Raw genomic sequence first — 11,910 nt, 5'->3', positions numbered from 1 at the left:
CGTAGGTGTCAGTCAGATCCATCCGGCTCGGCATTGGTGTTTGCTTTTTTACCCAACAAGCTGCTGGAAACTAAAAGTAAGGCACCGAGGACAATTGCAATATCAGCCAGGTTGAAGGCCGGCCAATGCCAGTCTCGCCAATAGAAATCAAAGGAATCCACAACATAGCCGCGAAAGACCCGGTCAATCAGGTTGCCCATGGCGCCACCGAGGATAAGACTGTAAGCGATGGCTTCTCCTTTATGACGATTTTCAAGGATCAGCTTGATCAGAAAAATCGAGACCACTACCGCGATTCCGATAAAAAAGTAGCGCTGCCAGCCTCCACCATTCGCAAAAAGACTGAATGCGGCACCGGTATTCCATACGTGTACCCAGTTAAAGAATGAGGTCACTGAAATAGACTCGCCATAGGCCATTGATTGTTGCACCAGCCATTTTACGGCCTGATCAGACGCTGCCAGCAGGCCGGAGATGGACAACAGAGCGTACGGTGACAGATGTTTGCCAAAAATGGACATTGCTTAATCCTTGAGCGCCAGAATGCGTCTAGCACCGTTAAGTACAATGACCCCCGCGATGGTGCCGATAATCAGATCCGGATAATTGGACCCGGTCCACGCGATCAGGGCGCCGGCGGTGATGACCCCCAGGTTGATCACCACGTCGTTGGCCGAAAATATCCAGCTAGCCTTCATATGAGCTCCGCCCCCTCGATGTTTGGATACCATCAGTAGACAGGCGGTATTGGCAATCAATGCGACGAATGCGATGGCTATCATCACCAGCGATTCAGGCTCACTACCGAATACAAAGCGCCTCACGACCTCTACGAGTACGCCAACAGCCAAAACCAGTTGGACCACACCAGCAACGTGCGCAACACGGACCTGCCTTTTCACGCTATGCCCAACCGCATAAAGAGCGAGTCCGTACACTGCCGCATCGGCAAAATTGTCCAGGGACTCTGCAATGAGGCCAGTTGACTGAGCCATCAGACCGGCAGTAATTTCCACCACGAACAGAAGTGCATTGATGCCGAGCAACCAGCGCAGGGTCCCGGATTCTTGCTCAGCAGAAGCTGCCGAAAACTCGGCGGCCTTGATGGTCTCCGGATTTGCAGCGACGGTTTCCTGAAGCGCGGCTCCTAGCCCCAAGGTCTTCAGTTTCGATGTGACGGGCTCGACCTCGCCGTCATGCACGACCTTCAGCCGGCGGTTCGACAAGTCGAAGGACAGCGCCCGAATCTCCTCAAAGCCGTTCAGGGCTAGGCGAATCATTCGTTCTTCTGATGGACAGTCCATCTTCGGCACGGCATAAACACTGACCCATCTCCCTGGCGCCTCGGAGGAGGCCTGTATATCGGTATCCGCTGCGGACGTTGCATCACCGCCACAGGCGCCACCACAGGATTTGCTCATGATACGACTCCACTTGAACAATGTTGTGGTACCATTTTAAACTATAAAGCTACTATAAGGTCAATAGAGTAAAGAATCCGTTGGGGAGGAGGCTGATGCGCATTGGTCAGTTGGCGCAGTTGGTAGGGGTCGAAACACAGACGATCCGCTTCTATGAACAGCAGGGCTTGTTGCCGCCGCCTGATCGGCAGGACAACGGTTACCGTGTCTATACCGAGAAGCATGGTGAGGGGCTGGCCTTCATCCGTCGCTGCAGAATCCTGGGCCTGTCACTGGCTGAGATTCACGAACTACAGAGCTATCAGGACGACCCTCATCAGCCTTGTACCGCCGTCAACGCCTTGCTCGATGATCACATCTCTCATGTGCGGTCGCAGATAACCGCTCTGCAAGCGCTTGAGAAACAACTCGTTTCACTGAGAGCGAGTTGCAACGATGACCGGGAAGTTGAGGCGTGTGGGGTTCTTGCTGGAATTAGCGAAGGAAACATGCACCAGCAGTAGGTGAAGCATCAACCAGATAATCCGATGAGATGCCGGTCTGTCTCACTCTCATGCAAAGGTAAGATCAACCATTTAATCCGCTTACCCATGGTTTCTTGCTATAGTTACAAACTCTTTTATTACGGGATCCCAGTTATCCGGAGCGCCAAGCATTGTAGGAGTATCTAGCGCGTGCCGTCGTAACGCAGCCTCAAAAACTTTGATATCAAGTCCCGGACCAAAACGACTGTGCAAGTCATCCATGACACTGGCAAAGCGATTCTGATCCAGTTGGTGTCCGGTGTACCATGTTGGAATGCCTGCCCAAGGGGCTATTATGGCGTATACTTCATCTTCCATTTTTCTGTCCTTTTTGATTATTGCTATCACATAAATATATGACTATTAAGCTTTACATACTGTTTTAGCATATTTTATGTACTTAATCTTTGGTCGTTATTTTTCAGCCCAATTTACCGGATTAGCTAAAATAGCTGGCCATTGCCTCGAAGCCATGAATAACTTGGCAACCAAGCAGCTTTCCCAAATCAAGCTCTTCTGAGCTTATTAGATTTGCTAAGCGCCTGTCGGTTAGAAACACATCACAGATTGATAGCGCATCTGCTGCAACGGAAAAATCATTTAAATCCCCGCTTTTAAAGCGTCGGTTTGGATCTGTGCGTAGACTTCCATGCAAAGCACTCAACACTCGCAGTGTTGGAAAGGCTAAATAAAATGTATCCGACTGCCAGATTGCCATAATGTAACACGCCATTTCAGCCACAATTTTTGGTTCAATGGCCTGTCCTTCAATGTCTGCCCAGGCTTCAATACAGCCTTTTAGCTCCACAAAAATTGCCTGTTTTAGGGTGCCGACGTCGCCCTGATATTTGATTTTGGCTTCGTTGAGCGATGTAAGTCCGAGTTCATTATTCCATTTTTCGTCAGGTGCCGTCGCTGCCACTTTCAACTGCGCGGACATGGGCAATTCCGTCATCGCATCAAACCACGCCTTGTTAAAAGTGTTCTGGTCGATACTGGCAGTGACAAATGCAGGAAGCGTGGGGTAAGACAATTCCATCAGTTCCAGTGGACTGCATAAATAATCAGATGCGGCCTTGTGCACGTTCCATTGAGCTGAGGTGAGCTGCACCAGTTCTTCCCGGATCCGTTCATGTTGATGGACAATACAAAACCCGCTTGAGAACTCATCGACAAGGTCATTTAATAACGCTCGTGTTTCAGGGATGACCAGCGCATCTAACTCTACAAAGGTCGGAAAGGCGATGGGAAAGACATACTGACCCGAATGCGCTTTAGCGAAGAATGTCTCTGCGAACATGATCATGGCATCGGTCAATTTTGGTTTTTTGAGTTTATAATCAGCCAGGCATTTCCAGGCAAGTGTGTCGAGATACACCAGTTTTTTTCCTGAAATCATGTTGGCTTTTTGCTCTTGTATATACCGAATGTGTTTAGCAAGCGTTACATCCGGCGTCTGACGATGTTTCTCAATATGGTCTTGGAGCCGCTTAGACGCAAGCCGATGAAGTTCATGAAGTTCTGTCACTATTTTCACCTTCGCCAAACGTCTACTCAATGACTTTGACAGTAAAATCCAATGGTTCGGTTTTCCGGTTAATATCGATGTGATAATCCCCGTACCGATTAATATGAGATGTCCGGTAAGGTGACAAACCGGCCAACGTTTCTGGCGTAACCTCATGACCTGCTTCAGCCAGTTTCTTGAGGAGTTTTGTCATCTTTTCCGTGTTATACAGGATCACCATATTGGCAACAAGTTGATTATATTTCACTATTTTTTGCTGCTCGTGCCTAATATTCTCAGCAATGATCCCATCGTTGCCAAAAAATAACCATTTGGTGAAGTTATTGAAGGCTTCCGATTTGTTGGTTTCAGCATGGATGAGCTGACGAAGCTCGTGGTTATCAATGTAATTGAGCAAAAACATGGTTCTAATCAACCGTCCCAGCTCCCGAAACGCAAAGTACAACTTGTTCTTCCGGCTGAACGTCCCTAAGCGTTTGAGCAGTGTCGACGGTGTGATTCTGCCGAGTTTGATGGAGACAACTACCCGCAGCATATCTGGCAACCTGGCCTGGATCAGATCGAAATCAATAGAGCCTTTGAACAAGGCATCAATGTGCTGGTATTTCGTGTCTTTGCTTGGCCGGTATAAACTCAAATCCTGAATGTTTCGGATCCGGGGCATCAGTTTTATCCCCAATAAATGCGCCAATCCAAACACTGTGTAACTCTGGGATTGTGTATCACCATGCAGCGTATCCGGTTGAATGTCTGAATCGTTTTTCTGCACGATGTCCAGGATATGAACCCCTTCATAGGTACCACAAGGAATAAAATGGCTGAATAATGCAATGTAGGTGTCCGACACGTGATAATAACCTATACCGCCATAACCACCGTATCGGATATGAAATTCTGACATCAAATTCTGCTCATACAGCTCCCATTTAGTCCCATCTGCAGAGGCGTGTTTACCAGAGCCCCAATACTTCGGTAAATCAAACTGGTTGTATGCGTTGACGACTTTGGTCAACGCTTTTTCTAAGCGTTCTTCAGTGACATGGCGCAAGTTAAGCCAGGCAACTTGCTTCTGTGTAAAGCCTTTAACCGAGCGGGAAGTTTGAGCCGGCCCTAAATTACAACCGTAGCAAAACAGTGTGGTTAAAAAACGCTGCTCCGGAAATTCAATTTTCACTTGGTTGCCGGCAGCTGTGTGTATCAACTTGTGCAGTTCAAGCCAGTGCTCGCAGTCGGTCAGAATATCGACAATGCTCGAGGGCTCCATCCCATCGACAATCGCGGTGTCTAAGCGTTGGACGGCTGCGACAGGTCGTGCAGTATTGCTTTTCTTTAAACTAAGGCGTCCATCGATAAATTGGGCATGGCTATTACCAGGGAATGTGAGATCCACCGTCGTGGCCAACTCACTGAGCTCCTGCTGCAGTTCGGTGACAAATCGCTCAGCGTCATTAACGGGCTGTTCAACTTCCTGGGCATAGCGATCAATTTCCTGTTGGTACTCCTCCCAACTGACCAAATCCTCTCGGTAATCGTCATATTCCCTGGCGTGTACCACATGCAAATCCCCTGATTGAAGTTCTCGCCGGATCATAGAAAAGCACGCCAGTTCATATAGTTTGCGGTGATACAGTGCATTTCCTGCCACGTCACGTCTGATAATGTTTTGCCATTGCGGAGACAGAAGTGTAAGCAGATCGAGTTCATCCGATTGCAGTTGCGATACTGGCAGCATTTCTTTGTGACTGTTCCGCAGTGACTGTAGGTTGGCAATGAGTGAAATGGTGCTCTGATCGGTTGAGGTACTGCGAAGCTCCATGGCTTCCAGACACAAAAACAGCAAGGACCGTTTCTGATGATAAGGCTGCAGCATAAATGGTAAAAAACCATGGGCTACTGCCGCCAGATATTCCTGACACTTCGCCATTTGGGTGGTCAAGTCCGGTGAAAATGTTTTCTGAATAGCGTCAATTCGCTCTTCCGCGGTGCCTTCGCTACCAAACGCCGCCATGGCGTCAAAGTAACCACGAACGAGCGCTTCGCTTTCCTTTTGCCGGTTCAAAATATGCTGGTCGTAATTCTTTTTTGCGACACTCTCCAGTCCCCGCAGAATACGGATCATGATGTCTGCTACATCATCCAGTGCTTTCCCATGCTGACCCCGGATAAGGAGCACCGCTAACGCATAACGCTTTAGGGGCTTGAGTTCCCGCATATCTTTGGCGTCCAATGCACGGGCCTCCAGCATGAACTGACTCAGTTTGGTCGCGGGGAGGCGTATTTGTGGCATTTGCTCACTGAGCGATTTTAGCCAGGTCACATGCTGAATGTAGGAACGGATCTCTCTGGCGCTCGGCTTTTTGGGTTCTCGCTTTAACCGCTGCCAGGCGCTGTAACTTTCATTGACATCTTTGATCAGGAGTTGGTCCAACTCAGCTCTGGATTCCGGTCGCAACTCATCGTAAATGGCCCGGTAGTATTCAGTGTTCACCTCATTTCTGGCAGTTCTGGCTAAGCGCAGTAGACGAGTAAACCCCGGCAGCTCAAACCGGTGGTGGATCAGCTCCTCCAGCGAGACGTTGAGGATGTCATTAACGGCGTCTTTAACCAGTGCGGCACGCCTTGCCACCGTTTTCAACCATGCCCAATCAGCTTCCTGCAGCAATTTGACACCGACAAATTCGCGTATCTGCGCAAGATGTTTGGTTCTGGCTGTCGATTTAATATAGGCTGCCCAGTCCTTCGCAGAAGGCAGCGTAGTGATGCCTGTTAATTTTGCAAGGTATTTGATTAAGGTGTCTGGGCAGTCAAGGGGGGACACTACATACCCGAGCCGTTGCAGCGTTTTCAGTTGCACCAGAAACCCCAGTCGTTGGATGGGTTTTCTGATAGTACTGAGCCATTCCAGTTCGTAGTTGGTTGGTTGATACTGTTTGTTTAAGAGCTTGAGAGAAAAATTCGCCGGTAAGGTCGGGTATGCGGTTTGAGCAACTGTCGCCATTGATCATCCTTCACATCGTGCATCTCTTTTGGTGTCCAGAACAACATACCAGCGTATTAATTTCAATAGCGATTTCTTTGTTTATTTCAGTACATTAAATGAAATTAAATAGATGAAACTTAAATGGATGGCTACGTTGGATTATGGTTCATCTGCTGATACTCCTGCTCCAATACAGCCGTTTTCGAAGTTAACTTTGTCTATTGCTGAACATCTGTCTGCATTGGCTCTGAACAATTTGAAAAGGTCGTCTGCACTTAGAGCAAACTCTTGAATGGCAAAACGACCGTCAGACTGGAGCACATGAAAACGAACCTTCGTAGATGTAGTGGCTCGCAAACATAATACCGCGAGCTTGATTACATCCGGCTTCTCGGACTCAGATTAACTGTTAAAAAGCCGAACGCTCGGCTCACAATCACTGCTAATGAGATATCCAGAATTAATAACGAGCTTGAATTTATCCTTATCGGCTCACATTAACTGGCTACAGTTGTCATTCATTATGCTCAGTGGACAGTCGCATAAATTTACAAATGTTGGAGTTGCCGTGACCAGCAACCAGCATTGAGGTTATCAATGAACAGCGTTATAGCTGATCGAAATCCTCAGGAAGCAAAATCTCGTACTAATGTTATTGATGGCTAATTTTGGATTATAATAGACCGTATGTAAGTACGGTAAATGGACGTAACTTTGTATACAATCGGCCAATTAGCTAATGCAGCTGTCGTTAACGTTGAAACTATCCGCTACTACGAACGCCGCGGTCTTGTTGAACAGCCTGGTAAACCGACACAGGGGTTTCGCCGGTATCCTGTCACTACCCTGAATCGGCTTCGATTTATCAAGCGGGCGCAGGAGTTAGGGTTCACACTGGAAGAAATCCATCATCTGCTCACACTCAATGATACCCCATGTCAGGGCGTTCAGGACGTGGCCACACTCAAGCTTGCCAATGTCCGCTCAAAGATTGCAGATCTGCAGAGTCTGGAACTTGTTCTTCATCACCTGCTGAGCCAATGCGCATCCAATCCGGATCAGACCCATTGCCCCATTATCGAATCCCTACAACCACATAACAACTAAACCCACCGATTGGGCTTGACTCCGTACTATGGTACGGCATCTACACTGACACCGATAGCTCTAATCCCAGGAGTAAAACGTGTCCATAAAAGAGTCAAATCTCCCCGTTATCGGTGGAATAGTTGCGGCTATTGGTGCAGGCGTTTGTTGTGCCGGTCCTTTCGTTTTGTTGCTACTTGGGGTGAGTGGTTCCTGGATTGGTCATTTGACCATGTTAGAACCTTATCGCCCTATTTTTATTCTGCTGGTTTTAACCTCGTTTGGATTTGCTGGCTGGAAGGTCTATCGACCTACTGACATGTGCGCTCCAGGAACAGTCTGTGCAGTTCCCCAAGTGCGAAAACGCAGGCAGGTGATCTTTTGGTTATCAGCACTCACAGCATTAATGTTAGTCACCAGCAATTATTGGATTGTCTGGTTCGCCTGAATACTTTTTACCCTCAATTTTGTTAACGTTTTATACGTTATTGGAGCGAATGATGAAGAAAATCACCTTGTTGTTTTTGCTAACGTTGACCAGCCTGAGCGCTATAGCCGAAACGAAAACGGTTACGTTGGAAGTTCCGACCATGAACTGCGTCACTTGTCCGTTTACGGTCAAAAAAGCCTTACAAAATGTCGAGGGCGTCAGTAAAGCTGAAGTCACCTTTGACACCAAGTTAGCAGTAGTCACCTTCGATGACGAAAAAACCACGGTGAAAGCACTGACTGAAGCCACCACTAACGCGGGTTATCCGTCAACGGTCAAAGAGTAAAGCGCGGAAAGACTACTACGATTACGGACACTGTTTCGGCGATAAGCTGAGCTTGTTGGTTTGCAATAATTAACAATCGCAGAAAATACATCTGTGCTGTTGAGGAACGAAAATGCTCTTGTTATCGATAAAAGGGATGACCTGCCCAAGCTGTGTCTCCCATATTAAAGATGCGCTCGATGCGACCGAAGGAGTGAATAACGTTGAGATCTCCTATGCAAATGCCAGCGCAGCGGTCACCACAAACGGGAAGGTAAGTGTGGCGGATCTCGTCAAGGCGGTTAAAACTCTGGGTTATGCTGCACAAGTCAATCCAGAACCTCAAACTTGTTTTGACAACACTAATCTCAGCAATACAGAAAATATCAGCCCACAACAGGTGGTGATCATTGGCAGTGGCTCTGGTGCTTTTGCCTGTGCGATTAAAGCTGCTGACGGAGGAGCTAAGGTTACGCTCATCGAAGGTGCGGATGTTATTGGCGGCTGCTGTGTCAATGTCGGCTGTGTCCCGTCCAAGATCCTGATCCGCGCCGCACAACTGGCGCAGCAACAACGAAACAATCCTTTTATCGGATTGGCAAATCATTCACCCCAGCTCAATCGCGCACTGTTGGCTGAGCAACAAACAGCGCTTGTCGAAGAATTACGCGTGGCAAAATACCAAAATATTCTGGATATCAATCCGGCACTGAGTTTGATAAAAGGTTGGGCGACTTTCAAAAACGCGAACACTTTGATTGTCAGCAAAAGTGATGGCTCCCAACAAGAAATACACGCTGACAAGGTGCTGATTGCTACCGGTTCGAGCCCGACCATCCCACCTATTGAAGGTCTGAGCGAAACCCCGTACTGGACTTCTTCTGAAGCGCTGTTTGCGACTGAACTACCAGAACATCTGGTCATCATTGGATCTTCTGTCGTTGCGCTGGAAATTGCTCAGGCTTATCGCCGTTTAGGCAGTGACGTTACCCTATTGGCCAGACACACGCTTCTTTATCGCGATGAGCCGTTACTCGGTGAAAAATTAACAGACTGCTTTGAGAATGAAGGTATCAGGGTTCTAAACCATACCGAGGCGTCACATGTTTCCCATGACGGACGGCAGTTTACCTTGAAAACCAATGCAGGCACTTTACGCTGTGACAAGCTTCTAATATGCACAGGGCGTCATGCAAATACAGCCAGTCTTAACCTCGATGCAGTTGGGATCAGGACAGACAAACACGGGGCGATCATCGTTAACGAGATGATGGAAACAAGCGTTCCAGGGGTTTATGCCGCAGGTGATTGTTCCACTATGCCGCAGTTTGTATATGTCGCTGCGGCGGCGGGTAGCCGCGCAGGAATGAATATGACCGGTGGCGAGAGTAAACTTGACCTATCCTCGATGCCGGCGGTCATTTTTACCGATCCGCAGGTTGCAACCGTCGGACTGACGGAAGTTGAGGCCAGACAGCAGGGTATTCACACGGACAGCCGGGTACTCGACATGAAAAATGTACCCAGAGCACTGGCCAATTTCGAAACTGACGGCTTTATCAAGCTCGTGATTGAAAAGACCACAGGAAGACTGATTGGTGCACAACTTTTGGCCCATGAAGGCGGAGAAATGATCCAAACTGCAGCTCTAGCTATCCGCAATCGGATGACTATCACTGAGTTAGCTGACCAGTTGTTTCCATATTTGACCATGGTTGAAGGGATCAAGCTCTGCGCTCAAACCTTTCACAAAGATGTGAATGAGTTGTCCTGCTGTGCTGGATGAAATTGACAACGGCCAGTTGATAACACTGGCCTAATTTCGTCTGAAAATAAAACAATCTTCTTTAAAATCGATCCTCATTCTTTTGGTTCATAAAAATGAACGTATTTATGAACCAACAAGAGGTGCATGCAACCCTGAAAAAAATTCTCAAAAAACCGTTCAGTTAACTGGTTGATGAAATCAGCGTTCAGAACCATACTCTTTCATTCAATTAAATGAACGATTCAGGGTTATCTGATGATTTTTGGGTACTGCCGGATCAGCACCAAAGGGCAAAGTTTTGACCTGCAGGAAGACGCGCTCAAAAACGCCGGTTGTGAACGTGTTTTTAGAGATATCGCTTCCGGCGCAAAAACCAAAAGACCTGGCCTTGATGATTTACTTGGTCAGCTCAGAGCTGGCGACATCATCGTGGTATATAAACTGGACCGGCTCGGACGGTCGTTACAGCATTTGGTGCATTTGATGAACCAATTGACCGAACAGCAGATTGGCCTTCGCAGTCTTAACGACCCAGTGGATACCACCACGCCACAAGGGCGTCTCATCACGAATGTGTTTGCCTCCATCGCTGAATTTGAACGGGATTTGATTAGGGAGCGCACAAAAGCAGGATTGGCTTCGGCTCGGGCACGCGGACGCAACGGAGGGCGACCAGCAGGACTTAGCAAAGACGCCCAAAATGTGGCAATAGCGGCAGAAGCATTATACAAGCAAGGCAGTCTCAGTGCGCAGCAAATTGCCGCACAGCTCAATATCTCCAAGACCACTCTTTATAAATACCTACGACTTCAGGGAGTTGGTATTGGCAGTGTTGGGCTCAGGTGATGCCATGAACTCAGCGAAGCGCGGCATTGCACAGGAAGTTTTGATTGATCTCTACCATCGATTGGAAGGCTTACCGCCGCGCTGTGCTCAGCGACGTGACATCATTGCACAGGCCACAGCCCTCTACGGCATTTCAGAAAGTTCCTTGTACCGACACTTACGCAATTTGTACCAGCCAAAATCCATCCGCCGCAGCGATGCGGGTAAACCCAGAGCCATTCCGCAGGCTGAACTGGAACAGTATTGCGAAATCATTGCGGCGCTGAAGATCCGTACGATGAATAAAAATGGCCGTCATCTTTCAACAGCCAATGCGATTGCACTGCTGGAGCGCACAGGTGTTGGCTCGGATTATGGGTTCATCAAAGTGCCGGTTGGACGATTGAACAAAGCAACCGTCAATCGTTACCTGCAGCAATGGGGTTTTAATCCGAAACAAGTACTCAGAGATACGCCTGCGGTCCGGTTCCAAGCCACATATAGCAATGAATGCTGGCAATTCGATCTAAGCCCATCTGATTTGAAGCATGTGCAGGAACCGCTCTGGTTTGATCCACAAAAAGGCAGGCCGCTGCTGATGCTCTACAGCGTGGTCGATGACCGCAGCGGGGTTTGCTATCAGGAATATCGGAACGTCTATGGCGAGGATACGCCAGCGGCCTTACTGTTTTTGTTCAATGCCATGAGTGCGAAGTCTGACAGCGAGTTTCCATTCCGTGGTATCCCGAAAACCATCTATCTGGATAATGGTCCCATCGCTAAAAGCCGTGTATTTCGCAATGTCATGGTATTTTTGGGCGTTGAGCTGAAAGTCCATGAACCTGCAAGCGCCACTGACAGGCGCAAAACTGCCCGTTCAAAAGGCAAAGTCGAGCGAGCCTTTCGGACAGTCAAAGAATGCCATGAAGTGCTCTATCACCTGCGGGAACCCAAAAATGAGGTCGAAGCCAATGACATGCTGCGGGAATACCTAAAGCAATATAACGACCACTCGCACCGTTT

General features: G+C 48.2%; 12 protein-coding genes. 7 read left to right on the top strand and 5 right to left on the bottom strand.

Annotation, left to right across the window (positions count from 1 at the left end; all coding sequences use genetic code 11):
* Positions 1 to 8 precede the first annotated feature (8 nt).
* Positions 9 to 521, bottom strand: coding sequence for a signal peptidase II (gene lspA, locus LSG37_RS08035; RefSeq protein WP_046556416.1), 513 nt, complete (start codon positions 519 to 521; stop codon positions 9 to 11).
* Between the two features lie 3 nt (positions 522 to 524).
* Positions 525 to 1,421 carry a cation efflux transmembrane domain-containing protein gene (locus LSG37_RS08030; RefSeq protein WP_233079390.1) on the bottom strand — a complete coding sequence of 299 codons (897 nt, stop codon included), beginning with the start codon at positions 1,419 to 1,421 and terminating at the stop codon, positions 525 to 527.
* 95 nt (positions 1,422 to 1,516) lie between these two features.
* On the opposite strand from LSG37_RS08030, the gene cadR reads away from it, so the two are divergent.
* A complete protein-coding gene (cadR, locus tag LSG37_RS08025; protein ID WP_004364961.1) occupies positions 1,517 to 1,924 on the top strand; it encodes a Cd(II)/Pb(II)-responsive transcriptional regulator in 408 nt (135 codons plus the stop codon).
* An 81-nt stretch (positions 1,925 to 2,005) separates the two neighbouring features.
* Here the strand turns inward: cadR and LSG37_RS08020 are convergent, their stop codons facing one another.
* The 3 genes from LSG37_RS08020 to LSG37_RS08010 all read right to left on the bottom strand — a co-directional run bounded on the left by LSG37_RS08020 (position 2,006) and on the right by LSG37_RS08010 (position 6,471).
* Positions 2,006 to 2,263, bottom strand: a complete 258-nt coding sequence (locus LSG37_RS08020) for a hypothetical protein (protein WP_046556414.1) — start codon at positions 2,261 to 2,263, stop codon at positions 2,006 to 2,008.
* Positions 2,264 to 2,384: 121 nt separating this feature from the next.
* Positions 2,385 to 3,473: a hypothetical protein gene (locus LSG37_RS08015; RefSeq protein ID WP_233079389.1), complete on the bottom strand. Its 1,089-nt coding sequence runs from the start codon at positions 3,471 to 3,473 to the stop codon at positions 2,385 to 2,387.
* 22 nt (positions 3,474 to 3,495) lie between these two features.
* Complete coding sequence (locus LSG37_RS08010) at positions 3,496 to 6,471, bottom strand: Tn3 family transposase (protein WP_092793015.1); 2,976 nt, start codon at positions 6,469 to 6,471, stop codon at positions 3,496 to 3,498.
* A gap of 684 nt (positions 6,472 to 7,155) precedes the next feature.
* Between LSG37_RS08010 and merR the strand changes: the two genes are divergently transcribed.
* The 6 genes from merR to LSG37_RS07980 form a co-directional block, all read left to right on the top strand.
* Positions 7,156 to 7,560, top strand: coding sequence for a mercury resistance transcriptional regulator MerR (merR, locus tag LSG37_RS08005; RefSeq protein ID WP_011790469.1), 405 nt, complete (start codon positions 7,156 to 7,158; stop codon positions 7,558 to 7,560).
* Between the two features lie 79 nt (positions 7,561 to 7,639).
* Entirely contained in the window at positions 7,640 to 7,987 is a 348-nt protein-coding gene (locus tag LSG37_RS08000; protein WP_011790470.1) for a mercuric transporter MerT family protein, read from the top strand.
* 52 nt (positions 7,988 to 8,039) lie between these two features.
* Entirely contained in the window at positions 8,040 to 8,315 is a 276-nt protein-coding gene (gene merP / locus LSG37_RS07995) for a mercury resistance system periplasmic binding protein MerP (protein ID WP_011790471.1), read from the top strand.
* A 112-nt stretch (positions 8,316 to 8,427) separates the two neighbouring features.
* Entirely contained in the window at positions 8,428 to 10,080 is a 1,653-nt protein-coding gene (gene merA / locus LSG37_RS07990; protein ID WP_011790472.1) for a mercury(II) reductase, read from the top strand.
* 237 nt (positions 10,081 to 10,317) lie between these two features.
* Positions 10,318 to 10,908, top strand: a complete 591-nt coding sequence (locus LSG37_RS07985) for a recombinase family protein (RefSeq protein ID WP_011790473.1) — start codon at positions 10,318 to 10,320, stop codon at positions 10,906 to 10,908.
* 4 nt (positions 10,909 to 10,912) lie between these two features.
* A partial coding sequence (locus LSG37_RS07980; RefSeq protein WP_494546245.1) for a transposase family protein occupies positions 10,913 to 11,910 on the top strand: 998 nt, incomplete at its 3' end.

Origin of the sequence: Rheinheimera soli (assembly GCF_021290985.1) — a bacterium.
Classification (GTDB): Bacteria; Pseudomonadota; Gammaproteobacteria; order Enterobacterales; family Alteromonadaceae; genus Pararheinheimera; species Pararheinheimera soli.
Note: the sequence above shows the minus strand (reverse complement) of the source record. Positions and strands in the feature narration are given on the sequence as shown.